Source organism: Psychroserpens sp. (assembly GCF_036960315.1).
Lineage (GTDB): Bacteria > Bacteroidota > Bacteroidia > Flavobacteriales > Flavobacteriaceae > Psychroserpens.
Map to the genome: position 1 here is coordinate 45,319 of NZ_JBALVR010000012.1, position 26,580 is coordinate 71,898.

Annotated in this window: 23 protein-coding genes; 8 read left to right on the plus strand and 15 right to left on the minus strand. The window is 32.8% G+C overall.

Features of this window, described 5'->3' with window-relative positions; all coding sequences use genetic code 11:
- The first annotated feature begins 1 nt into the window (after position 1).
- Together V7719_RS16555 and V7719_RS16560 are read left to right on the plus strand one after the other, a co-directional pair.
- Positions 2–565 (plus strand): YceI family protein, encoded by a 564-nt coding sequence (locus V7719_RS16555; protein WP_335731060.1) that lies wholly within the window; start codon positions 2–4, stop codon positions 563–565.
- 9 nt (positions 566–574) lie between these two features.
- Complete coding sequence (locus V7719_RS16560) at positions 575–1,171, plus strand: hypothetical protein (RefSeq protein ID WP_335731061.1); 597 nt, start codon at positions 575–577, stop codon at positions 1,169–1,171.
- Between the two features lie 69 nt (positions 1,172–1,240).
- Here V7719_RS16560 and V7719_RS16565 read toward each other — a convergent pair whose 3' ends face one another.
- Together V7719_RS16565 and V7719_RS16570 are read right to left on the minus strand one after the other, a co-directional pair.
- A complete protein-coding gene (locus V7719_RS16565; RefSeq protein ID WP_335731062.1) occupies positions 1,241–1,813 on the minus strand; it encodes a hypothetical protein in 573 nt (190 codons plus the stop codon).
- Positions 1,814–1,861: 48 nt separating this feature from the next.
- Positions 1,862–3,139 carry a nuclear transport factor 2 family protein gene (locus tag V7719_RS16570; protein WP_335731063.1) on the minus strand — a complete coding sequence of 426 codons (1,278 nt, stop codon included), beginning with the start codon at positions 3,137–3,139 and terminating at the stop codon, positions 1,862–1,864.
- A gap of 189 nt (positions 3,140–3,328) precedes the next feature.
- Here V7719_RS16570 and V7719_RS16575 point away from each other — a divergent pair, with 189 nt between their 5' ends.
- Together V7719_RS16575 and V7719_RS16580 are read left to right on the plus strand one after the other, a co-directional pair.
- Entirely contained in the window at positions 3,329–3,520 is a 192-nt protein-coding gene (locus V7719_RS16575) for a hypothetical protein (RefSeq protein ID WP_335731064.1), read from the plus strand.
- Between the two features lie 348 nt (positions 3,521–3,868).
- Positions 3,869–4,339 (plus strand): LytR/AlgR family response regulator transcription factor, encoded by a 471-nt coding sequence (locus tag V7719_RS16580; RefSeq protein ID WP_335731065.1) that lies wholly within the window; start codon positions 3,869–3,871, stop codon positions 4,337–4,339.
- A gap of 2 nt (positions 4,340–4,341) precedes the next feature.
- On the opposite strand, the gene V7719_RS16585 is transcribed toward V7719_RS16580, so the two are convergent.
- The 3 genes from V7719_RS16585 to V7719_RS16595 form a co-directional block, all read right to left on the minus strand.
- The gene (locus V7719_RS16585) at positions 4,342–4,887 is read right to left on the minus strand and encodes a DUF4251 domain-containing protein (RefSeq protein WP_335731066.1); all 546 of its coding nucleotides are present in this window, start codon (positions 4,885–4,887) and stop codon (positions 4,342–4,344) included.
- Positions 4,888–4,987: 100 nt separating this feature from the next.
- On the minus strand, positions 4,988–6,541 hold the full coding sequence (locus V7719_RS16590) for a DEAD/DEAH box helicase (protein WP_335731067.1): 1,554 nt from the start codon (positions 6,539–6,541) through the stop codon (positions 4,988–4,990).
- Between the two features lie 232 nt (positions 6,542–6,773).
- The gene (locus V7719_RS16595; protein ID WP_335731068.1) at positions 6,774–7,895 is read right to left on the minus strand and encodes a DEAD/DEAH box helicase; all 1,122 of its coding nucleotides are present in this window, start codon (positions 7,893–7,895) and stop codon (positions 6,774–6,776) included.
- Between the two features lie 76 nt (positions 7,896–7,971).
- Between V7719_RS16595 and V7719_RS16600 the strand changes: the two genes are divergently transcribed.
- The 4 genes from V7719_RS16600 to V7719_RS16615 all read left to right on the plus strand — a co-directional run bounded on the left by V7719_RS16600 (position 7,972) and on the right by V7719_RS16615 (position 15,120).
- Positions 7,972–8,784 (plus strand): DUF1853 family protein, encoded by an 813-nt coding sequence (locus tag V7719_RS16600; RefSeq protein WP_335731069.1) that lies wholly within the window; start codon positions 7,972–7,974, stop codon positions 8,782–8,784.
- Between the two features lie 275 nt (positions 8,785–9,059).
- Positions 9,060–10,958, plus strand: a complete 1,899-nt coding sequence (locus V7719_RS16605; RefSeq protein WP_335731070.1) for a T9SS-dependent choice-of-anchor J family protein — start codon at positions 9,060–9,062, stop codon at positions 10,956–10,958.
- Between the two features lie 173 nt (positions 10,959–11,131).
- Positions 11,132–12,718: a tetratricopeptide repeat protein gene (locus V7719_RS16610; RefSeq protein WP_335731071.1), complete on the plus strand. Its 1,587-nt coding sequence runs from the start codon at positions 11,132–11,134 to the stop codon at positions 12,716–12,718.
- Positions 12,719–12,813: 95 nt separating this feature from the next.
- A complete protein-coding gene (locus tag V7719_RS16615) occupies positions 12,814–15,120 on the plus strand; it encodes a T9SS type A sorting domain-containing protein (RefSeq protein WP_335731072.1) in 2,307 nt (768 codons plus the stop codon).
- 577 nt (positions 15,121–15,697) lie between these two features.
- Here the strand turns inward: V7719_RS16615 and bshA are convergent.
- The 10 genes from bshA to V7719_RS16665 all read right to left on the minus strand — a co-directional run bounded on the left by bshA (position 15,698) and on the right by V7719_RS16665 (position 26,572).
- Complete coding sequence (gene bshA, locus V7719_RS16620) at positions 15,698–16,831, minus strand: N-acetyl-alpha-D-glucosaminyl L-malate synthase BshA (protein ID WP_335731073.1); 1,134 nt, start codon at positions 16,829–16,831, stop codon at positions 15,698–15,700.
- Between the two features lie 31 nt (positions 16,832–16,862).
- Complete coding sequence (locus V7719_RS16625) at positions 16,863–19,814, minus strand: glycoside hydrolase family 3 N-terminal domain-containing protein (protein ID WP_335731074.1); 2,952 nt, start codon at positions 19,812–19,814, stop codon at positions 16,863–16,865.
- Positions 19,815–20,095: 281 nt separating this feature from the next.
- Positions 20,096–21,319 carry a phosphoserine phosphatase SerB gene (gene serB, locus V7719_RS16630; RefSeq protein WP_335731075.1) on the minus strand — a complete coding sequence of 408 codons (1,224 nt, stop codon included), beginning with the start codon at positions 21,317–21,319 and terminating at the stop codon, positions 20,096–20,098.
- Between the two features lie 20 nt (positions 21,320–21,339).
- On the minus strand, positions 21,340–21,825 hold the full coding sequence (locus V7719_RS16635) for an ABC transporter ATPase (protein ID WP_335731076.1): 486 nt from the start codon (positions 21,823–21,825) through the stop codon (positions 21,340–21,342).
- 34 nt (positions 21,826–21,859) lie between these two features.
- Complete coding sequence (locus V7719_RS16640; protein ID WP_335731077.1) at positions 21,860–23,356, minus strand: PH domain-containing protein; 1,497 nt, start codon at positions 23,354–23,356, stop codon at positions 21,860–21,862.
- Positions 23,343–23,861, minus strand: coding sequence for a PH domain-containing protein (locus V7719_RS16645; RefSeq protein ID WP_335731078.1), 519 nt, complete (start codon positions 23,859–23,861; stop codon positions 23,343–23,345). Before V7719_RS16645 ends, V7719_RS16640 begins: the two co-directional genes overlap by 14 nt.
- Before the next feature lie 23 nt (positions 23,862–23,884).
- A complete protein-coding gene (locus V7719_RS16650; protein WP_335731079.1) occupies positions 23,885–24,085 on the minus strand; it encodes a hypothetical protein in 201 nt (66 codons plus the stop codon).
- 2 nt (positions 24,086–24,087) lie between these two features.
- Entirely contained in the window at positions 24,088–24,879 is a 792-nt protein-coding gene (locus V7719_RS16655) for a (Fe-S)-binding protein (protein WP_335731080.1), read from the minus strand.
- Positions 24,880–24,899: 20 nt separating this feature from the next.
- On the minus strand, positions 24,900–25,187 hold the full coding sequence (locus V7719_RS16660; protein ID WP_335731081.1) for a hypothetical protein: 288 nt from the start codon (positions 25,185–25,187) through the stop codon (positions 24,900–24,902).
- 53 nt (positions 25,188–25,240) lie between these two features.
- Positions 25,241–26,572 (minus strand): 4Fe-4S dicluster domain-containing protein, encoded by a 1,332-nt coding sequence (locus V7719_RS16665; protein ID WP_335731082.1) that lies wholly within the window; start codon positions 26,570–26,572, stop codon positions 25,241–25,243.
- Between the last annotated feature and the right edge of the window lie 8 nt (positions 26,573–26,580).

The window sequence follows — 26,580 nt, forward strand, 5'->3', positions numbered from 1 at the left end:
CATGAAAACACGTATCTTAATAGTATTAATCACAATTTGTTCAATCGCAAGCTCTTATACCCAAGAATATCTTAAAATAGACACTTCCAAAAGTGAACTGAAATGGTCTGGAGAATATGCCTTTTATTTTGGAGGACATAATGGAACGATACGTTTTATTGAAGGTTATTTTCTTAAAACTGATGATGTTATTACTGGTGGTAGATTTATAATTGACATGACAAGTATCATGTGTGAGGATATTAAAACTGAAGAAGCTAACGATGGTCTTGTTAACCATTTAAAAGATCCTGAGTTTTTTGATGTCGAACAATTTTCAACAGCACGATTAGCCATTACTAAAGTAGAATATCATGACAGTACTCACATGAAAATATTTGCGGATTTAACAATTAAAGGTGTCACAAATCCTATGTCATTTAATGCTGAAGTAGATTTTAAAAATAAGGAAATGACTACTAAGTTTAAAATTGATAGAATGCTTTGGGGTGTTAGTTACAACAGCAAAATGAGAGATGGCGCTATTTCTGATGGAATTGGTTTTGAAATTAAATTAAGTTTATAACTTTAAATCATGAAAAACAGCATACTTACCATCGCATTTCTACTTTGTTCAATGATTGCTTTAGGACAAGAAGAAAAAGCACTCGGCGTTTTAGAATCGGACACAACTTGGTTAAAAGAGGTTATAAAATTCCCAATTGGCTTTGCCCCTGAAATCAAATATAAAGAAGGATACGAAGATCTCCGATTTGCTAAAAAATGGAGAGATAAAACACATGAAGACTTTTGGTGTTACTTGTTTGCATGGCATATAAAACGCATTGAAAAGCTAACAGTAAAGGATTTGGAACAACAAGTGAAATTCTATTATGACGGACTCATGAAAGCCGTGAATAAGAAAAAGGATTTCGAAGTTCCAGAAACCACAGTGCTCTTTATCAAAGCCGAAAATGATAATATGAATGTGGACTACATTGGAAAAATTCGAGTCTATGATTCTTTTACCTCTGAAGCTATGATGACTTTAAATGTACAGGTTAAAGTACATTATTGTGAAGACACCAACAGATCAAACGTCATATTTAGATTGTCTCCTCAGGATTTTAATCATGAGATTTGGCAGCGATTTAAGGAGATTACCCTTAAAGCAGATGTATGCCAGAATTAAAAAAAAAACTATTCTTTTACAAGAGGCGTTTCGCTATCAAACAATTATTCTGATTAGTCTAAAATTGTATTAATCTTCCCAACCCCAAGGTGCATCCGGAATTTTGATTGTTTCAGATAAGTCCATTACGACTTTAAAAACGCGGTCAGTACCAAGACGTCTTAGATTATAGGTAAACGTCGTATCGTTTATGGTGATCCACCATACATTTGTTGCAGCAGCTGGAATTATTTTTTGAGTATGTTCATCAGCCGGAAATAGTTGCAGGTCTGCTTTTCCTGTATTAGTAGTTGTTCCACCATAAAAATTCACGTCGTCTTCTGTACCATCTTCATGCCTATGATCATGTTTTAATGTAATGCGGTCATTTTCATAACTCAATACCCAAGTCCTTGATTTATCTTCTCCAACAAAAAAGGGAATTTTAATTTCAGTTTCTGTGCATTTACGAACATGCATTACTAGTTGTTTACCTCCAAAGTCTTTATCTTCTTTTGGCAATTCTAAACGGCCTTGATACGCTTTTCCACAATGTGATTTGAGAGTGTTCCAAAACTGTTTAGTGGGACTTTCAATGTCTTGTGCTGAAGATGCTAAAGAAATTAAACAAGCAAAAAGGAGTAGTTTTAATTTAGTAATCATAGTATTTAGTATAAAAAATGGTGATTTCTGAATATAGAATTATAAAGATTAATCTTTTGGATAGCGACCAATATCTTTATGTTGCCATATCAAATTTATAATTTGCCAATTTCCGTCTAATTTAATTAAATGAAGGTATTCGACCCAGTTGTCAGAAACAAGTTTTACGTTGGCTATACGATTATAAATGTCTAAAATAATCACTTGATTGTTTGGGTTAAATGGGAACTTGTTATTAGCTTTGTTCCAGGAATTTGCGAACGCAATCATTTGCGCATGTGTGGTTCGATTCGCATACTCTTTCTTGGTTTGTCTATCGTAGCCTATAGTTACCTTATTAAGACTATCATTTAGTACCTCGCCCATTAGTTTTGGATCCAATTTTTGAAGCCCAATTAAATAACCCAACGCTCTATTTTTAATTGCTAAAGAGTCTTTGGCAGAAGCAATAGCACTCATTGTGGTCTTTACATTTGAAGGTGTTTGAAAATCAGTTAACAATGCATTTGTTTCATCATATCGTTTTAAGCCTATTTGATTTCCCGTATCATCATATATTTTTTCTCCAATAGCGTAATTCCATTGATTCATCACTAAAGCATTAGCTTTATCATGGTAACTAAACTTCACATGATTGCCATTAGCATCAAAGGTATCTTGATACAAAGCAACACCAATAGCGTTGTTTTTAACTTTTAAATTTTCATCTAAATTATAATGTGCTTTAGGGGTTCCATTTTTGTTAAGCTTAATTCCTGTAATTCCAAACGCAAAGTAAGGTGAGATATTAACGAGCTCTCCTTTTAGGTTAAAACGCTTTTCGATGATTAGTTTCTTCTTTTTAGACCATTGATATTGGGCGATTTTCCAATTAGATTCCATTGGTTGATCTTTCAAATCAAAAAACTCTAATTTGTCTTTAAACTGCTTTGAATCGAAATAATACACTTCTTTATAGACAGCTCTATCATTTAAAATACGTTTTCCATTAGGATCATAAAAGGTTCTAATCTCTCTATTATCATTATAGTCGATTACAGTTTTATAAGCACCAATAGAAGCCAAAGGATGAACCCTTTCAGTGTGGTAATGATTATTTAAGATCTCTATTAGTTGCCCTTTTTCATTCTCTTTAAACACATAATGTGATGTATTTTGTGCCGTTGCTTTATCGATTTGATGTGTGCCAATAAATTCAATATATGGAGAGACGTGATTATAGCTTAAATGTCTATAATATTTTTGGGTTTCATTACTTTGTCCAAAAGCAGTTATAGACGTAATTAGTAATAGCGTGAAATTTAAAACTGACCATTTTAGCTTCATAATTTTTTTTTGATGTGATGATTATTTGAAATATTAAATATACCGCTTCTACTCTAGCAATGAACAAATGCCTATCAAAAAAAACTAATAAGCATTCATTACAAAAAGTGAGATATGCTTGACAATAATACTTAGTAATCTTGTAATTAGATGATTAGATATTTGTACCTTTATGAAAATTGAAGCAAAATGCCTAGTATTCCATGCCCAGAATGTAAAACTCAAATTGAATTTGATTTTAGCAATATTATGAGAGGAAAAGATTTCACGTGTAGCAACTGCCATATTAAAATCACATTATCCTATGATGATAACAAACAAACGCTAATAAAGGCTAAAGAAAAATTAGATAAGCTTAAAGATGAATTAGATATAGATTAATCTATACTTTCAAACAAATCTCCAATTATATGTTTCTTTTTATTTGGAGTTACTTCTCTTAAATAGTTAATTAAATCTTTACTTGTCGTATATCTTTTGTAGCTGTTTTTAATTTACCGTTATGTGTATTCCAGCCTTCACGAAATTACTTTAAAGCAATATTAACATGGTCTTCACCAATAACCTCTTGAAGCTTATACATATGAATTGTGCTTTTTGAATAATAGATATAGTCTTGGTTTTCTACCAATGCTAATGATGGTTCTGTATGCCCTTCTCTCTGCTTTCCTTTCTTATAAGTGTCCTTTTAAATTTTTAAAAACTTTGGCTTCTCCTCCAAAAGTTATCGTGACCACTGCCTACAGTGAATTCGCATTAGAAGGTTATGAACTTAGTATAGTAGATTATTTACTAAAACCTTTCAGCTTTGAGCGTTTCTTAAAAGCCGTCAATAAAGTTATAGGTTTAAATGCTCCTGCAAAGAATATGTCTTCCGAAGACAATAACACAAGTACAAACCAAGTATTTCTCAGGCAAAACAAAAGTTATATTCAAATCGATATAGCTACAATTTTGTTTACTGAAGCTTCAGTAAATTATACAAAAGTAGTCACGACAAATGATACGATTAGCACTAGGGAGAAAATTTCGGATATGTTAGACGTCCTACCTTCTGAAGAATTCCTACAAGTTCATAAATCGTTTGCTGTTACCAAAACTCAGATAGCATGCATAGAAGGCAATAGAATTCATATCGACGATTATACAATCCCTATTGGTAAAATGTATAAAGTTAATGTCAATGAATTACTGAAATAAACCTATTCTGAAATTGGAGTAATTTTCCCAGAATATCTTATAGTGGAGCGCTTTGCTCCTTTCAAGATCATTTCCGTTTTAAGATTTGGAAATATCTCAATAATGACTCTAAAGTTTTCATTATGACTTTTAGCACCAAACTTTAACGTATAGCTATTGTTCTCATTTTTAGTCACTTTATAATCTCTTATAGTCTCTTTAAATTCGATACCTCCACTTCCACTTCTATCGGTAACCACTTGACGCTCTCCAAAATAAGGCAAATAAGAATCAATAGTTTCACCAGATAATTTTAGATAATTGGGATTACTCATTAAACTAAACCGACTTGCATTAGCATCACCTGGAGCTAATAAACCCGAGTTTTGAAGTGCTAATAATCCGCTGGAAGATTGAGGGAATGCCCAATCCGATTTTATAGTAAATGATTGCCCTTCTACTAAGGCATCTAAGGCTTGAATTTGTTCTGGAGTTGCTATAGTTTTTGAAGATGCGCAACTCAATATTAAAAAACCACAAATAATGGCAAATCTATAAATCGCTTTCATAACGTAATACTTTAAATGACTCTAATTAATATAGGCTTTTTTGAAATATGAATTCAAAACTTTAACACTAAATAATTAATCCATTAGTATTGAATTACATTTAGTCCTCTGGAGGAAATCCATGTATCTCCTCAAAAACTTGATCAAAATTTGCTCGTAAATAGGAGTTTAGCTTTTTTCGATAATCATCTCGTAACCAACTTAAAAAGTTATGTGTACTCTTACTTATACATTTTGAGTAAACATCAATTCTAACATCAACATCACTACCTAATAATTTTGCTAAAGCTAAAGCATCATAAATATCTTCGCTATTCTCAATACAAATTTTTGCATGTTGTTCTATAGATCGCTCAAGTACAACTTTTGAAGATATACCTTTAAAAGTCACATCTTTATAGGTTTGCTTAATATCAAAATACACCTCTTCAGATTTAGCGAATTCCAATCGCAATTCTTCAGGCATTTCATGCTTAAACTTGCCTTCAATGGTTTCGTCATCCATTAACTTATCCATATAAAAGTTTGGAGATCTAAAAATCGTACCCCAGTCAAGATCTGCTCCCCAAGGTCCGAAACGATGATGATTATTTCCTAAATCTATCACTGTAAACATAGATTTATTGTTCAAAATTCGTGAGCCTCTTCCTATCATTTGATAGTATAAAGTCAAAGACTTTGTTGCTCTATTAAGAATAATGGTATCAATAGTTGGTTCATCAAAACCTGTAGTTAATATACTTACCGAAGTCAAAATAGCATCTGGAGTCTCTTTAAACCATTTTAGTATTTCGCTTCGCTGCTTTTTTGTTGCAGTATTGTCCAAATGAGCAATTGGCAGACCAGCTTCTCTAAATGTATGATATACCATAATAGAGGTATTAATACCATTATTGAAAATCAAGGCCTTTTTACCGTTAGAATGTTTCTTATACGCCTCTAACAGCTTATCAAGCATAGCAGGACTTGAATACAAATCTTCAGATGACTTCACCGTATAATCACCATTACTTCCAATTTCAAGAGACGTTAGTCCCATGTCATATTGAAAGACTTCTGCGCGAGCTAAAAATTCATTTTCAATTAACGACCCAATAGATTCTCCAGCAATAAGCTCGTTATAATTACCTTTCATCGGCAATTCTTTATTAGAACTTAAAGGTGTGGCAGTAACTCCTAAAATGAACGATTTGTCGAAAAACTTAAAAAGTTTTGTAAATGAATTATAATGGGCTTCATCAATAATCACTAATCCCACACCAGAAATATCAAGCTGACCGTCATTAAGCCTGTTATTTAAAGTTTCAACCATAGCAACAAAACAGCTATAGTCATCTTGATCATCTAAATTTGCTTTGCTATCAATGACCTTATTAGTCACTCCAAAACTTGTGAGCATTGTAGATGTTTGCTTACTAAGTTCAACGCGATGTGTCATTATTAACACCTTCTTTTTATGCGTTTTTAGGTACTGACGAACAATTTCAGAGAAAATAACAGTTTTTCCTCCTCCTGTTGGTAATTGATAAAGTAAATGATAATCGTCTGGAGCCGTTTCAAACTTCTCAAAAATTTCACCTATCGCACCTTTTTGGTAACTATATAATTCTTTGTCAGTTTTTTTTGGCTGAAGGCCTAATTTGTTGTCGATCATAACGGCTTTTAATGATTTGCAAAATTAAAGTCTTTTCAACGTTATAACGAATAAACCACTAAAACTTTTCTTACTTAAGGTTATAAAAAAAGCGAACTCCTTAGTGACCATACTAAGGAGTTCTAATTTGTGTAATACCTAAATACGTATTGCTACATATTTAAGTGGCTGCGAAAGTAGACTAATTATATGAGTAAACACGCTCTTTCGATATAAGTTTTTAATTAATTTTTTAAAATGTCATTTGTCTAAATTTAATATCCAAATCTTTTTGAATTGTCTGGATGTCTTTCTCTTCTCCTGAAATAATAAGTGCAATAGATTCACCTGTCTTACCTGCTCTTGCTGTTCTGCCGCTTCTGTGTGTATAATATTCTTGTTGATCGGGTAATTGATGATGTATGATGAATGCAAGGTTATTAACGTCAATGCCTCTGGCCGAAACATCAGTTGATATCAAATACTGCAAGGATTCGTTTTTAAACGCACGCATCACTTTATCACGTTCCTTTTGTTGCATATCTCCTTGAAGTGCATCGACTGAAAACCCTTCAGCTTTTAATGTTTCAGCTAATTGAACTGTTCCCGCTTTTGTTCTACAAAAAATGATCCCTCTATCATCGTCATATTTATCTAATAAACGTGCAATCATATTGGTTTTTTCTTTGATAGACGTTACGATATAATGATGCGAAATATTAGCATTCACAATACTATTTCTATCAATTTCAACACGAACAGCATCTGGCGACATATATGTCTTTATAATCTTTTGGATCTCCTCAGGCATCGTGGCAGAAAACAACCATGTGCGTCGTGTTCCGGTTGTATACTCTAAAATTTTATTTAAATCCTGCTTGAATCCCATGCTTAGCATCTCATCAGCTTCATCTAAAACTAAAGTGTCTATATTTTTGATGTTCACTTCACCTCGTTCAATAAAATCTAGCAAACGTCCAGGTGTTGCTACAATGATATGAGTGGTTCGCTGTAAACGTTTAATCTGTTTGTCCATTTTCTCACCTCCATATACACCTTCTGCAAAAATCTTATCATCGCAATACTTTGTATACTTAAATAATTGCTTCTGAATTTGTTGTACCAATTCTCGTGTTGGTGCTAAAATTAAAGCTTGAACATGATCTTTTTTTGGATTGATATTCTGAAGAATTGGCAATCCGAAAGCTGCTGTTTTTCCAGTCCCTGTTTGCGCCAATCCTATAAAGTCGGTATCATTTTTTAATAAAACAGGAATCGCTTCTTCTTGAATTTGCGATGGTGTTTTTATATTGAGTTCTTTTAAGCCTTGAATTAAAGATTTAGAAATCCCTAAGTCGAAAAATGTGGTGTCCATAGTGAATTGTAATTGTCTGCAAAGGTATTGTTATTCTAGTAGCTTTCAGAATTAATATTCGTAATTTCGATGCTGAATGCAAATAGATTCGAAACATATCCAACAGCTTTATCTAGCTTACTGTAACACGCATGTACTTTGGAAAAATAATGCAGTAAACAATCTTAAACAGTTAGCATTACCAAATGAATATGGCTTAGTTTTTCTTCGGAAATTGGAGCGACGATTACGTTTAGGGCAATTGGCCGAACAGTTTGTTTTTAATCAGATTGAAACATGTGAGATGATTGATTTGCTTGCAGAAAATATTCAGATACAGAAAGATAAACACACTTTAGGCGAATTAGATGCTTTAATTATTGCTGATGAGAAGCCTATACATTTAGAAATCATCTACAAATTTTATGTTTATGATGCATCTGTTGGTGATTCTGAATTAGAGCGATGGATTGGTCCCAACCGAAAAGATAGTCTTATAGAAAAACTTTCTAAGCTAAAAGAAAAGCAGTTGCCTCTACTCTATTCTGAAGATTGCAAATCAACTTTAAAACAATTGGAGTTGGGTCATTTTAACTTTGAACAACGTGTCTTATTTAAAGCACAGCTTTTTGTACCCTATCAACAAAACGTAAATTTTAAAGACTTAAATGAAGATTGTGTCTGTGGATTTTACATTAACAAAATACAGTTAGAACAATTTGCAGACTGTCAATTCTATATACCACCAAAACTAGATTGGTTTTTAGAACCCAATGATACTGTTAATTGGTTGGAGTATTCAAATTTCAGAAGTGATTCAGATAAGTTTTTGAAAAACAGTCTGTCACCATTATTTTGGATGAAAAATGAAACTGGAGAACTGTCTAAAGGCTTTTTGGTTTGGTGGTAAAACCATTTTATGAGTGGACAAAAAGAATGCAAAGGGATAATACCCATTTTACTTTTAAATCATCTTAACTCACACTTTTTTTAAAAAGTAATTACCTGATAATCAATAGATAATATGCAGTGGTGTCATTGAAAATTTTTTGATTTACTTTTATATTACATTAAATCACATTCGGAAATAGTGTGACATTTTGCAATTAATCATGCGAAAATGTTTTTAAAATCTACATTTGTTTTTTAATTCTCGAAAACTAATAATTAAAACTTTTTAAAATTATGATGAAAAACTACTTTATTCTGTTTTTTGCATTTCTATCCTTGGTAGGTGTAAATGCTCAAACAGTACATTGGTCAGAAGATTTTAGTGCTGGCATACCAGCGGGATGGAATAATTCGGATGAAGATTTAGATGGTCAGACATGGCTTGCTAGCGCTGGCTCTGTGTCATCATTTTCTGCTGATCCAAATAATGGATGGGCTGAATTGTTTCCAGACAATTGGTTAGTTACTGATGCTATTGACTTGTCAGCTGTTACAGGAAATGCTACATTAAAATGGAATGTGCAATGTCTAGCCAATTATGGTTCTGAGCAGTATGATGTTTACGTTGCTACAGCAAATGACTTAGTTTCTCTAGCAGCCTCGCCTATAACTTTTGGTGAAAATCCACAAAACACTCAGACTTGGTCTGAGAGAACATTAGATGTTTCTGATTTTGTCGGGTCATCAACAGTATATGTAGCTTTTAGACATCATGATACTAATTATAATGAAGAATTACAAATAGATAATCTTTCTATAGAATCCCCACCACCTGCAGATTACACAATTACTCATAATTTAGGTTCATCATTATCTCAAGCTCAAGGCTTTACTTGTGGTCCTAATGATAGAGTTGTTAGACATTTTGAATTATCAACTTTCGGTGTTACTGGATATATAGAACTAGAATCAATTGATATAGGTGTTTGGCAAGTTGATATAGCACAAACAATTACAGTTAATGTTTATGAAGCAGACGGAACTTTTCCAGCTGGGTTTGATCCAGGCACTGCTACTGTATTAGGTACAGAAGATTTTGCTTTAGATCCAATAAATGTTGGAAATGCTAATTTTATGGCTGAGATGAGAAGCTATGATTTTACAACACCAATTTTAGTGCCTTCAACAGTTACTCATATAGTAGTTGAATATGTTGTGCCAAACCCAGTTGGCGCTAATTTTCATCCTGCTCAAGGCGCTGGAACTGGAGAGCCTGGATATTTTGGAACTGATGGATGTGGAGGATTACCAATTACTGCTACAGGAGATGTGTTTCCTCAAAACTATGAGTATTTTATTTCTGTAGACGCAAATGATGTTCCTACTCCATCAGCAGATTACACAATTACCCATAATTTTGGATCATCGGTATCTCAAGCTCAAGGTTTTACATGTGGTCCAAACGATAGAATTGCAAGGCATTTTGAATTGGCAACTTTTGGAGTAATAACACCTATAGATTTAGTTTCAATTGACATTGGTGTTTTTCAAAATGATATAGCACAAACAATAACGGTTAATGTTTATGAAGCAGATGGCACTTTTCCAACTGGGTTTGATCCAGGAACAGCTACGGTATTAGGTACAGAAGATTTTGCTTTAGATCCAATAAATGTTGGAAATGCTAATTTCATGGCAGAGTTGAGAAGCTATAATTTTACAACTCCAATTTTAGTGCCTTCAACAGTTACCCATATTGTAGTAGAATATGTAGTACCAAACCCAGTTGGCGCTAATTTTCTGCCAGCTCAAGGGGCTGGAACTGGACAACCAGGATATTTTGGAACTGATGGCTGCGGAGGATTACCCATTACTGCAACAGCTGATTCATTTGGTCAAAACTATGAATACTTTATAGCTCTTAATGCAAACGAATCCACATTGTCTAACTCTGAATTTGATTTAGATAAGGATTTATTGGTTTATCCTAATCCAACAACTGAAGTGATAAATATCAAATTAAATTCAAATAACTCTATTAATAATGTGAGATTATTTGACATTTTAGGTGCTGCTCATAATATTGATTTAATAAATAATCAGATCAATGTTTCTTCATTAAGCAGTGGTCTTTATATTTTGCAAGTTGAAACAACAAATGGAATGCTTGTAAAACGTATAATAAAAAAATAACTTAGGATTAATAGCTAACATGTTTTTTTAAGTGGTCTTATAATAGACCACTTTTTTTGTGCTATTTTATTAAAATTAGTAAACTAAAATTTAGCTATATTTGATTAAGAGAAATCTTTAACCTTATGAGGTATAGTATAATTTGTCTTCTTTTGTTTACCCAGTTCGTTTGTGTGTCTCAAGAATCTGAAAGAGAACTCATTGAATCTGGGATTGAAGCTATGACACAAAAGGACCATGAAAAGTCTTTGGAACTATTAGTTAGAGCTAAATCTCTGGCTCTACAAAATGAGAATTATGAAGATCTGTTTTTAGCATTAAATAATATTGGAGCTAACTATTATTCTATGTTAGATTATGGAGAGGCACTTTCCAACTATATAGAAGCATATGATATTGCAATAAATCATTTGCAACCAACCTATGAAATAAGTGTTCTCAATAATATTGCTATACTGTATTCTAAGGAGAAAAACTTTGATAAGGCTGAAGAAAATTTCAGAAAAGCATATAATACAGCAAATGACAATAAAGAGTTAATAAAAAAGGGATTATATGCAATAAACCTAGGTGCGGTTTTAAATGAAAAAAATGACCTAACTACAGCCCAAGAATTTCTAAAAGAAGCGATTCAAATTTTTGAAAACGACCCAAAAATGCTTTTAGAAGCAAATCTTATCTTATCCAATAATTATATGTTAGGCGGTAGGTATAAAGAATCAATAAAGCTTTCATTTCAACTAGAATCGCAATTTTTTACAGAGGAATATAAGGAGCATAAGGTTTCTAATTATTTAATCATTTCTAAGTCATATCAAAAGCAAGGAGATTTTAAGAAAGCTATGTTTTATGCAAATAAAGCCCTTGAAGGTCGTTTAAATATAGAAAACAAAATAAATGTTTATGAGCATTTATCTGATTTGCATATAGAGCAAAGTGATTTTAAGTCGGCTTTATCTATTAAGGATACGTTATTAATAGCACAAAACAGGCTGAATAATATTAAAAATGGCCGTTTATTTGAGAGCAATAAAGTGAAATTTGAGATTCAAAACTATCAGAAAGAACTACTGTATCAACAAGAAAAAATTAAGGATCAGGGGAAACAATTTTATATTTTATTATTTGCTTCTTTTTTTATTGTTGTGATTATTGGCTGGGCATTGCGTAATAGCTTTATGAAGAGTAGACAAAAAAAGATATTACACGAAAAAACTGAAGAACTAACTAATCTAGAATTAGATAAAGAAAAAACAGAAAAAATATTGTTAGAAAAACAGTTGAAAGAAAAAGAAACCTTGTCGTTACTGCAGCAGGAAAAATTAAAAAATGAGATTGATTTTAAGAACAGAAAGCTATCTTCAAAAGCCTTATATCTATCAGATAGAAACAATCTAATAAATAATATTATAGAAGATTTGGATAGAATTTATCATGTCAGGAGAGATCCTGAATTAAAAAGTCATATTCAAAATTTAAAAGGATTATTAAAGACTGAAAATGAATGGGAATCGTTTATTAAGCACTTTGAGGAAGTAAATCATGGATTCATAAATAAATTAAAAACAGAATATTCATTATTAAACACAAACGATATTAGGTTTTTGTCTTATATCTATATGAATTTGTCTGTAAAAGAGATTTCACATATTTTTAATATTACCCCAGAAGCTTGTAGAAAAAGAAAAGAAAGAGTTTCTAAAAAGCTTGGACTTCATCACGGATCGCAACTATATGATCATTTATATAAGATAAACTAAGTTTTTTTTTATATGTCACGTTTTTTCCACTTCTAAAACATGCTATTTAGTGTGCAACTGATACTTTTGGTGAAATATTAAAATTTTACTTTAAGATGAAAAAAATCTCATATTTAATAATTATTGCTCTACTTATTTCTATTAATATTAATGCTCAAATTGCATTAGAGGGAGATGATGAATTTGGTCGATTACTAGATTTAACGTATCATCCTTCGATAGAAAATAGAGTATTCGCCGTAACGTTAAGATCTCATATTGTTGTTTCAAATGACAATGGAGCCACTTGGGATTTCTTTTATTCATTTCCGAATGAAGGCGCACGAATCCAACAATTAGATATGTATGGTAGTGATTCACTATCTTTCTTCGTAACACAAGTTTTGCCAGAGAACAATGTATATATTTTGGATATTAATACCGCTGCTATTACAAGACAATATACTGGCCCTGCCACTATGAATGCTACTCGTGAGTGGATTAAAGATTATAATATTTCTGAAGCTAATTCAGATGTTATCATTATTAATGAAGGTTATAAAATAGGATTAGCCAATCACTACATTGTGTATTACTCAACAAATGGAGGCGGAAATTGGCAGGTTGTTTATGATGGAGATATAAATGATTCAGTGTCGGTAAATGACGTCGCAATACATCCTGGTAATCCAGATAATATTTTTATTTCAAGAGGTGCTGGACCTACCTCTGTTGATGGAGGTCTTTTAGTTTCGAGCGATTCAGGAAGTACGTTTACTGAAAAGTTAGCTGGAATTGAATTAAATGCGTTTAAATTTGATTCTTCAAATAATTTGTATTTGGGAACAGGATGGTCTGGTGATACAAATTTATATAAATCAATTGATAGCGGAGAAAATTGGAGTATTGTTCCTATCACTTGGGATAATTCAGGTCCACTAAATCAAGTTAATTATATAACAATTAATCCAACAAATACCGATTATATGATTGTTTTAAGTGGTGACGAAACTGCGGTTTCTACTGATGGTGGGAGTAATTGGACCAATACTGTTTATGATATTGATGTAGACCCATATATATATGGTTTGAAAGCATCTTATAACCCTTTCAATGATGGAGAAGTAATGATTGCTGTAGACAAATACCCAGTTAAATCCTTAGATGGAGGGGCAACTTTGACAAAGATAGATAACCCATTCTTTTTTTCAAATTTCGCAAGTTATAATCCGAATAATGGAGGACATTTATATTATGGAGCATTAGAAGGAATAGTTCATAAAGATATGTCAACTGGTATACATACAATTAATCAAGAAACTCCATTGGGTACATTTACTGTAAACCCTAAAAGTTATTATCCAGACCAATACATTACTGGAAGAACTTATTTTAGACAAGGAAGTGGAGTAATAGCCAATTTATTGGTACTAGAAAATCATGGAGCCAATATTGTACAACTGTTATTAGGTGGATTTACTTCCAATATAGTTGATATTGAAACTGATCCTAATGGTACAGATTATATTTGGGTATCCTTTGATGATGGGACTACAAAACTTTTTAACACCTCTCTTACTGAATCTTTTACAGACATTGCTCTACCAATACCTTTGGATCCAACACCAGGTGCGCCACAAGCTTTACACTTTACCACTTTTATAAATCCAGCTAATTCTAATCATGCATTAATTGGTCAAGCTGGTAGAATTTACGAAAGTCTAGATCAAGGAGGTGTGTGGACTGAAAAAAGTAATGGAATAGACGCGTATCTTGATGCAGATTTGGATATTGTCTATGACATTGAGCAAAACCCAAATAATGCAAATGAATTAGTAGCTTCAACAAGTCAAGGAATATTTAAGACTACAGATTTTGGTGAAAATTGGGTAAGAGTTTTTGTAGGAAGTTATTTGAGAAAGATTGACTATTCTACAACAGATGCAAACGTTATAATTGCATCTGTTTATTCATCACAAACAACCGAGGCTCATTTAGTATATTCTTTAGATAATGGGTTAAATTGGAATACAATACCGCCTTCAATTTTAGAACATGTTGGTTCTGGAAGTATGGCATATCAATATGAAAATGGTTTTGCTCATATTTATATATCAACTTATGATTCAGGCGTAGTAAAATACACTTTAGATATTGCTTCACTTTCTACTCCAAATTTTGTTTCTAATCAAACACTAAATATCTTCCCTAATCCAACAACTGAAAGCATAAATATTATCACTGCGAATGAACTAACTTTTGAAACAATTGAAATGTTTAATATTAGTGGACAAAAAGTTATGGATATTATGTTTAGTAATAAAATCAATATTTCATCGTTGTCAGCTGGGATATACCTTATGCGTTTAAAAGATAATGAAGGAAATTATTTTATTAAAAAGATCATAAAAACTAATAAGTAATAATAGAACAAAAAAGACCAATAATGCAATAGTTATAGATGGTGATGTACTAAGTAAACTTAATCCAGCTATTGCATTATTAGTTTAAGGAATCATGGAAGCAATTGGAGGCTTGTATATTCATGATAGAAGTACAAAAAATTGATTATGATCCCTCTTAACTATAAAGATTTTAATGGTTAACTATCTGTGTTTTAAAATTACGAAAATGTTCTGTAAAAACCTGCTCTCAGCTTGAATTGAAATTTCTTATAAAAAATAAAAAATGGTAATATATATAATTTCAACATTAATTTTCTTAAATATTATTTTATTAAAGTATAGTTGTAATAAACAGGAGTGAATTAAGCTTGAATACGTATATTTTAAACAGTCTAGATTACTTAGTGGCTATCAATTCAACACCCCTTCAAAACTAGATTGGTTTTTAGAACCCAATGATGCAATGGATTGGTTAGATTGTGAAAGGTTTAAAAACGATTCAAATGAATTTTTAAAAAACAATCAGTCACCTCTTTTTTGGATGAAAAACGAAATTGGAGAACTAACAAAAGGTTTTTTGGTTTGGTGGTAATTACTATATCAAACACTTCTTCAAGGTATCCTCATAAATCGCTTCATATTGAGGTACGATTTTATGGATATCAAATTTCTTAGAGACTGCTTTTGCATTGTCTTTAAATTGAGATAGACGATTTTCATCTGTTAAAATATGAAGTGCATTTTTAGACATGTCTTCTACATCGTTAACGTCACTCAAGTATCCGGAAATACCATGTTCGTTAACTTCTGGGATTCCGCCTGTATTACTAGAAATAACGGGGACTCCAGACGCCATAGCTTCCAAAGCTGATAATCCAAAACTTTCTGTTAAAGACGGTAGCAGGAACAAGTCACTAAAACAAAGAATTTTGTCTATTTCATTACTATTTCCGAAGAAAACCACCTTATCACTTATACCTAGTTCTTCACACAGACGTTCCGCTGGCTCACGTTCCGGACCTTCACCAACCATCATTAATTTTGCTGGAATTTCCTTCTGAATATTATAAAACACCTTAATCACATCTGGTATTTGCTTCACCTCTCTAAAATTACTAATATGTGTAATGATCTTCTCTTTATCAGTTGCCATTATCACGCGCTGACAATCGGTAAAATCAGGTTCATGCTTTTCTAAATCAATAAAGTTTGGCACCACATTAATCTCTTTTCTAATATCGAATAAACGCAATGTATCATCCTTTAAACTCTGAGAAACAGATGTTACAGCATCCGATTTATTGATGCTAAAAGTGACTGCTGGTTTATAAAATGGATGACTTCCAACAAGTGTAATATCTGTGCCGTGAAGTGTGGTCACAATTGGTACATAAATCCCTTCTTCTTGTAACATCTTCTTTGCCATATAAGCCGCATAAGCATGAGGGATAGCATAATGTACATGCAGAACTTCAATATCGTGAAGCTTTACCATATCTACCAATTTGCTTGATAATGCCAATTCATAAGGCTGATACAAAAACAAAGGATATTCTGGGACATTAACTTCATGGTAATGCACATTGTTGCTTAATAATTCTAAACGAACAGGCTGACTATAAGTAATAAAATGAATTTCGTGACCACGCTTAGACAGCTCTATTCCTAATTCTGTGGCAACAACGCCACTACCCCCAAATGTTGGGTAACAAACAATTCCTATTCGCATTTCTTTTTGTTCTATTTTCTAAATTATAACACTAATTACCTTCCACAATATCATCTTCAGACTCTTCATGAATAATAGCTTCGTATATTAAGCGTTGTATTTCTGTTCTTATATTTTCTTTTAGTAATAAGTTCTTTCCAGCTTTTGGATAGGTTCTATTGGCTAAGAAAATATAAACAATCTCTTCTTCAGGATCTGCCCAAGCATAGGTTCCTGTAAATCCGGAATGACCAAAACTTTTCATAGATAAACAACCACAAGTTGGACCTTCATCTCCTAGCTGTGGTTTGTCGAAACCTATTCCTCTCCTTACATTTTTATGACAATAATGACAGGTATTAAACTTATTAAGCGTTTCGGCCTTCAAATAACGTTTTCCACCATAATACCCTTTTTGAAGGTACATCTGCATAATTTTAGCCACATCATTGGCATTACTAAACACACCAGCATGACCTCCAACACCATTTTGCATAGCTGCTCCCATATCGTGCACATAACCCTGAACTTTCTGATATCTAAAATAGTCATCAATTTCGGTAGGTATGATGTTCTTATCACTAAATATTGATGATGGATTATAGGTTGTATAGTTAGCGCCTAATGACTGATAAAAATGTTCTTGTACTAATTTATCCAATGTCTTATTATAGTAGCCTTCAATATATTTTTTAAGAATATAATATGGCAGATCACTATAGCGATAACGCTGGGTTGATAACAATTCTGTTTCTACAATAATTTTTTGAATAGAATCCGGATAATCATGACGCAAATACATTTGTTCCGCTACTTTGATATTAAATCGTGGTGTTGCCGTTCGTCTGTAATATTTTGGGTCTGGCTTTTTAGTTACTGAATCTAAGGTAGACACATAAAAAGGAACCCAAGGACGTAATCGCGCATAATGCGAAAGCATTTGTTTTATCGTAACATTCTTTTTATTGGATTCTAGATATTCAGGAAGTATTCTAGATAGTTTTGTGTTTAAAGAAATAGCATTCTTTTCTTCAAGTTCCATTAAAAGTGGTATCGTTGCCAAAATCTTAGTTAAGGAAGCGACATCGTACAAATCCTCAAATTTGACTTTTTCCTTGCCTTCATAAGTATGCTTTCCGAAGTTTTTATTATAAATCACCTTCCCTTTTCTGGCTACTAGAAGTTGAATACCTGGCGTCATTTTTTGATCCACAGCGTATTGCGCCATAGAATCTAATCGTAGTAATCGCTCAGAGCTCATTCCAACACGCTCTGGTAATCCGTAACTTAAAGATGACAAAGCACTATAAGAAATTCCGTCGCCAACTTTAAAATGCTCACCTAGGGATACTGGCAATTCGCCTTTAGCCGAAATAGCGCCAAAAAGTGCTTGAGCTGATTTTTGTTGAGAGATGTCACTATTTTGATAGCTCATAACGACACCTTCAATATTTTCTATAGTCAGTAAATCGATGAGTGCATATGGTCGGGCAAATACATCCAAAATGACTGTATTGGTTCTTGCCATCTCGTATAACCAAACCTTTTCTTTTTCATTAAACTTATAGTCTTGCCATGGGTTCTCATTTTTCTGATGAAACCCGACAATTACTGTGTTATAATTTTCGAGTTTTGTAATCAGTTCATCCAGTTTTTCTGCTTTAACTCTATGAACCTTTGTGTATTTCTTTAATTCATCATAAAATACAGAGCCGCTAGCGTCACCCAATTCAACATAAGCTATCTTTTTAGTTTCCAAATTACGAAGTGGTAATAGCTCCGATTTGTTTTTTAATACTGTAACGGCACTTTCTAGTAACTCTTCATATAAAACATCATCTTGTAATCTGTTTAAATCGTTTACTAATGTAGACGTTCCGATAGGTTCATAATCATGCAAGCCAACCTTGTATTTAGCCATTAAAATCTTTTTTACCGAATGCGCTAAACGGTCTTCGGAAATAGCTTTTGAGTTGTAAGCTGCAATAATTTTTTCGATAGCTTTTGGAACATCTTCGGAAATCAATAACACATCATTTCCAGCTTGAAAAGCCGCCAAATCTATATCCCCAGGAAGACTATAATTGGAAACCCCTTTCATTTCCAAAGCATCAGTAAAGATGAGCCCTTTAAAGCCAAGACTATCTTTTAAAATATCGGTAACAATATGCTTAGATAAGGATGATGGAAATCCAGAACGTGGCTCTAAACTTGGTACATTTAAATGAGCAACCATCACACTAGATAAGCCTTCTTTAATAAGTTGACGATATGGATATAATTCTATGGAATCAATTCGTTTTTCGTCAAAATTTATGGTTGGTAATGTTTTATGCGAATCGCTATCAGTATCACCATGACCAGGAAAATGTTTTGCATTTGCCAAAACACCTGCATCTTGCATACCTTTCATAAACGCGGAAGCCTTTTCAGTGACATTATCTCTGTCTTCTCCAAACGAACGGTTCCCTATAATTGGATTTTTCGGATTTGTATTAATATCCACGACAGGCGCAAAATTAAAATGGACACCAATACGCTTACAATGTTCGCCTATATGATATCCTGTTCGCTCAATTAATGCGTTGTCTTTTACAGCACCAAGTGTCATATTCCAAGGAAAAGCATAAGTCGAATCTAAACGCATACTCAAACCCCATTCTGCGTCCATACCAATAAGCAAAGGTGTTTTTGAAATGGCTTGATACAAATTATTAAGCTTTGCTTGACTTACAGGTCCTCCTGATGAGAATATCAAACCACCAATGTGATATTTATTAATGAGTTTAGCGATTTCATTTTCGTTCGACTTATTATTATTTGAAAATGCTCTAGCCATAAATAATTGACCAACCTTTTCCTCAATGCTCATGCTATTGTAGGTACTATCCACCCATTTATTTTGAGCTTCAATATTTTCAGCTGCTAAAGGATGATTAGCCTCTTGAGAACATATAGGTAGAGTAAGTGTAAGAGTTAATATGAGGGACAATATATATCGCATAAACTAAAGGTCTTTTGAATTGTTCTTTTAATACTTAGTATCTAGAACTAAAAACTATGCCAAAATAGTATTTTTGAAATGAAGAATGAAAGACTTTAAGATAGATTTATAACCAAGGTTGTAAACAAAAGTTGTTTGGTGTGTTATCTGAACAACTTATTGATGTTTTCTAGAATGGGTCAGGGTTTAAATGAGACAGTATTTTCACCAAAGTATAACTACCCTTCAAGTTGGTTGCTCTCATGATATGGTAACTGTTCAATGATTTTCATAAATGATATTTATTCGAGCAAATCGATATGTCTGTCATGATACCCTAATAGATATAGTACACCATCTAAGCCTATACTTGATATAGAATTTTGTGCATTATCTTTTACTGTTGGTTTTGCATGAAATGCAATACCTAATCCTGCCAAATTAAGCATTGGCAAATCGTTTGCACCATCACCAACCGCAATAGTTTGGCTAATATCTATACCTTCTTTTTTTGCAATTTCTTTAAGATATTCTGCTTTTTTATTACCATCTACAATGTCGCCAATATAACCCCCTGTTAAAACACCATCTTTAATTTCTAATTCGTTGGCATATACGTAGTCCATCCCTAATTCTTTTTGTAGATAATGACCAAAATATGAAAAGCCACCAGATAGAATAGCGGTTTTAAATCCGTAACTTTTTAGTGTATCAATAAGCCGTTTCGCGCCTTTTGTTATCGGTAAGTTAACGGCAACATCATGAAGCACATCTTCGCTTAAACCTTTTAAAAGTTTCATGCGTTTTTTAAAACTTTCTTTAAAATCTATGTCTCCTTGCATGGCAGATTCAGTAATTGCTTTTACCTCAGGCCCAACTCCTGCTAGTTCTGCTAATCTATCAATAACTTCGGCTTGAATAAGTGTAGAATCCATATCAAAACAAACTAGCCGTCTGTTTCTCCTAAAAATATTATCTTCTTGAAATGCAATATCGACATTTAAATCTTTTGAAATCTGCATGAATTTTTCAGTAAAATCTGCTTTACAATCAATTTTTCCACGAATAGATAACTGTATAGAAGCTCTAGGATATTCTTCTTTGTTAACCAGTGAGGTACGACCCGTAAGTCGTTTTATAGCATCAATATTTAAATTCTTTTCTGAAATCACTTCAGTGACCATAGCTATTTGCTCAGCAGATAATTTTTCACCTAAAATAGTTATGATATATCGATCTTTACCTTGGAGCTTTACCCAACTCTCATAATCTTCAAGTGAAATTGGAGTGAACTTAGCAGTAACACCAAGTTCATAAGCTTTAAAAAGTAAATCTTTTAATACTGCTGCAGAATTATTTCCAGACTCAATTTCAAAGAGAATACCTAAAGATAATGTGTCATGTATGTTTGCTTGTCCTATATCTAATACTTTAGCGCCATAATCAGACAAAACATTGGTTAAACTAGAGGTTAATCCTGGCTTATCTTGTCCAGATATGTTAAGTAAAAAAATATCGTTGATCATATTTTAAATGTAACTTTAATTTATTTTAAAAATCTACTATGCCAGCTTTCACTAGCTGGAACTTCCCAGTTTTCTTTGAACTCTGCAATATTTGTCACTAGATTATTAAAAACAATAGTGTTTTTCGAAACCGCTTTGTCTTTAGCCATTTTCTTAAAGTCGAGTAAAGTTTTGTGTGCGACATACTCACCTTGCTTATAAGACACATTCATTTTATCCATTAAATCCACATTATAATCCTTTTCCATTTGCTGAATAAAATGTACAGAAGCATCGATGCTACAACCAGTAGCCGAACTTAAGCTTTGATTTAAGGCAATGACTATAAATCTCTTATATTCAATTGTATAACCAGATTGCAAATCACTACCATGAGCAGTCCAGTTCTCAATAAAAATATCGAGTTTTTCTTTGATTTCTATAAGTTCATCTTCTGTAAATGATCGGTTGGCTTGGTATATCCAAACGCGAGATTCTTCGGGAAGTGTATTAAAATCGACTAGCATAATTTCTTTATTTTCTGAATACAATAATACGATTTTACATCCAATCTCTGTTCTGAGATTCCACCTTAAATATTAAGAAATCATAAATCGATTTTGCTTCGTTATCAGAAACATAAGGAATCTTTACCGACTTTGATGCTGTAGATATAATGACTGATGTGATTTTTCTTCGCTTCTGAAATATTGTCTGTTTGAGTTTTACGGCTTGTATTTTATGAATCTCAAGAATATTTGTTGTTGTATCTATAAATCCGCTTCCGATAGTTACAAACTCATCATCGATTTTATAATGCGCTTTTTTATAACTAAAATGTATATACAAAACGGCTACTATAAGTATTATGAGATTAATCCACCACATCCTATTTCCAATGATTAAAAACCCAGGGATATTAATGATAGTTGCAAGTAAAATCATATCTAATGCTAATATGCGTTTATAATAAGATCTTGGTTTAAATACGTCTAAATTACTTGTGTAATTAACCAAAAGTTTATCAACCAAATGGTTTACTTGTGCTTTCTCCAAGGCGATAATAACAAAGTTCTTTCGTTGTTTCGCATTGACCATTGCCTGCTTTACAAACAATGTATGCAATCCGAAATACTGCTTGATACGATTAGTTTTAATAACGATATTTTGAATGCGACTTGGTGTTAAACTCAGCGAAACTTTATTAATCAAACCTTTATTAATCTCTATGGTTTTCTGATTTTCAACAACTTCAAGATTAAAATTAGCAATAACTGTTTTTACAACTGAAAATACTAATGAAATGAAAACAGCTAAAAGAATAAAAACTAAATTAAGTACAATCATATTGAAGACACTCTCCTCATCCAGATGAACCACCTCTTCAATGCGCTCTCGAAGTTTTAAATCTTGAACATAGTCCTTAAATTCATAATACAAACCAAAAACGAATGATGCTATAATCGCAAAACTCTTTATATGATTTTGAGAAATACCTTCTAATAATAATCGTTTTGTCGATACTCTAAAGAAAACAGTTTTGGTTCCAATAGTTTCCTCAGCAAGCCCTTCACTAACTTCTGACTTATTAAATAGTTCTTTTTTGAGCCTAAGAGCGGTTGGTTTATCAAGTGCGCTAATTTTAATTTCAGACTTATTATCACCTGCGGTTTCGATATTTAAGGAAACAACATTTATAATTTGCTGCAAAAAGTTCTGCTTGATGTAGACGTTTTGAATTTTTGACTTCGGAATGATTGTATTCTCCTTATTAAAAATTCCCGTTGATAAATGAAAATCATCTTCGCTTAAGTGAAATTTGAAGTTCAAATATTTCAGAAAAGCGATAATAAGAAGCACAATTAAAATACCTATGATAATTAATAGAATCGCAGTTGGTGTTAGGTTTGCAAAGGATTTCTTTTTCGAAAGAGACAACCCGAAAGCAATAAATAAAACAAAAAATCGCTTAAAAAACTTAAACGTATTAAACGCAAAAATTATAATTATACCTTTGGAAGACTGCCTAATAGGTTGAGAAAAATTAGTTATTTCCATTTACCTTAGTGCTTATAAAGTCGTTTACTTGCCTAGCTTCTTCATGAGGTAAGCCTTTAATACTTAAATCACTGCCAGATTCTCCAGCTGAATAGATATTAAGCGTAGCCAAATTAAATTGTCTAGCTAACCAACTTCTCGATTCTTCAATATGTTGAATTCTAGAGATAGGTACTGTCGTAATTGAATTTACAAATAATCCTTGAGCATAAATGACATCGTGTTCTCTAATAGCATATTTTCGTTTTTTAAAAGCTAGGAAAGCAATTATAAAATTAAACACACCTAAGATCAATATAATTAAAAACAGAATCCAAAAGTTATCTTGAAAGACTTCCTTTTTTACAAAAAACTTACCAAGGATTAATATTCCGAAGATTACAGAATACTTCAGTACGTTATTTATAACAATGATTTTAATGTAATGCTTAGAAATAGGCTTTAATATGACATCATCAATTTTTGGTAGTGACTCGCTGTTTAGTTGTGTATTGGTGAAGGTCATATGTAGAGCACTAAAATTAGATGTTATTTTTTATTTTGCTTTTTGAAATTTCGATAGGTGAGATACCCATACATAACAACAGCAAAAGGGAAATAAAAAGCCAACCGTACCCAAGAAAACCCTCTACCGAGGAAATAATCAAAAATAGTAACTATGATACAAAATATAACCCCTCCAACCAAAGCTGCAACTATAATTCGTTTTTTGTCAATTTCTGGTTTCATAACTATAAATCTTGAGCGTTAGCAATTAATTCGGCAATATCCATAACTTCAATATCATCTTCTTTTTCTTTGTTCTTAACACCATCTGTCATCATGGTATTACAAAACGGACAACCAGCAGCTATAATTTGAGGTTTGGTCTCTAAGGCTTGTTCTGTACGCTCTATATTAACTTCTTTGTCCCCAGGCTCAGCGTCTTTAAACATTTGTGCGCCTCCTGCTCCACAACATAACCCACGAGACTTGCAACTCTTCATTTCAACCAATTCGGCATCTAATTTTCGAATCAAATCTCTTGGTGCTTCATATACATCATTTGCACGACCCAAATAACATGGATCATGGAATGTAATACGCTTTCCTTTATATTTTCCGCCTTCTATAGTTAATCGACCTTCAGAAAGCAAAGATTTTAAGAATTGCGTATGGTGCATAACTTCGTAATTACCACCTAAACCGGGATATTCATTTTTTATGGTATTGAAACAATGCGGACAAGCAGTAACAATTTTCTTGATTTCATAAGCATTCATGACCTCAATATTGGTAACAGCCTGCATTTGAAATAAAAATTCATTTCCAGAACGCTTTGCAGGATCTCCTGTACAGCTCTCTTCTGTACCTAAAACAGCAAATTCTACATTGGCTTTATTAAGTAACTTAACAAATGCTTTGGTTATTTTCTTGGCTCTATCATCAAAACTTCCAGCACATCCAACCCAAAACAAAACTTCAGGCTGTTTGCCTGCTGCCATAAATTCTGCCATAGTTGGCACTTTGAGTAATTCGCTCATATGTCTATTCTTATGTATTCTTAATTATCTTTAATTGCAGCAAAATCCTTTTTTGCAATTCGTATATAAATGGCGAGTTTTTTATCGCCTTCCGCAATTCTGTTTTTAGGATCTAAACATTCGTAAGCTCCTCTGCGTATTGCTTCTTCTCCAATGGCTTCTTTTTGAATATCTGTACAATAATCGCATAATACTCTCAAAAGTTTAATGTCTTTTACATAATTATTACGATACTCAATACGTATGTAACTCTTAATCTGTAATGAATCTTTTTTATAGGATTGAGCGTTTATTGATGTACCGATCAAACAAAATCCGATTGGTAGTAAGAGTTGATATTTCCGAAGAAAAACTCTCATATTTACTCGTCTTTCCAGTTTAAACGATCCATTTGATTGTATGGCCAAGGTGCTCCATTATTCTCAATATTAGTCATCATATTATTGAGTTCCAAAGGTGCAGCACTTTGCTCCATTACCAAATATTGACGCATTTGCATAATGATGTTCAATGGATCTATACTTATTGGACAAGCTTCAACACAAGCATTACAACTTGTACATGCCCACAGTTCTTCATTAGTGATATAATCGCCAAGCAATTGCTTACCATCATCCTTAAATTCTCCTTTATTGGCATCAATATTTTTACCAACTTCCTCCATACGATCACGTGTATCCATCATGATTTTTCGAGGCGATAATTTCTTTCCGGTTTGGTTAGCTGGACATTCGCTTGTACATCTCCCACATTCCGTACATGTATAAGCATTTAATAAATTCAACCAACTTAAATCCTGAACATCACTAGCTCCAAATTTTGCAGGCACATCAGTTTCAGCTCCTTCTGGTGCTGCTGCAAACGGATCTACATTAGGATCCATCATCATTTTAACCTCATTAGTTACTGCTTCAAGATTTTCAAATTGCCCTTTTGGTGTTAATTTTCCGTAGTATGTATTCGGAAACGCTAAAAGGATATGCAAATGCTTCGAGAAATACAGGTAATTTAAGAATATTAAAATCCCTAATATGTGCAACCACCAAGCCGATCTTTCGATAAGATGAAGTGTGTTTTCTGAAAAACCACTAAACCAAGGTGAGATATACTGACTGATGATACTTCCAGAATCCATGGCCTGAAACTCTACGTCTGTAGCATTCATGACTAAAAACAGTGTCATCAACACCATTTCAAAATATAGAATATTGTTACCATCATTTTTTGGCCAACCTTTCATTTCTGAACTGAGAAAACGTTTCAATCTCATCACATTACGACGCAACCAGAACAGTACAACAGACACAAAAACTAATACGGCTAATATTTCAAAGGACCCGATTAAAAAACCATACACAGAGGCCGGAAGGACACTTAATCCAATACGGTGTCCATCATAGAGCAATCCACCTCCAAACAATCCATCAATAATAATTTCCAGAACTTCTATATTGATAATAACGAATCCAACATACACAATAACATGTAAAAATCCTGCTATAGGTCGTTTTACCATTTTACTTTGACCAAGTGCAATCATGGCCAAATTCTTCCAGCGTTGCGATTTATTATCACTAACGTCAGCATCACGACCAAGCTTGATGTTACGCATTAATTTTTTGATATTTCTAGCAAAATAACCAATGCCAATAACTAGTGCGATGGCAAATAATAGTTGTGGTAAATACTCCATATTATATT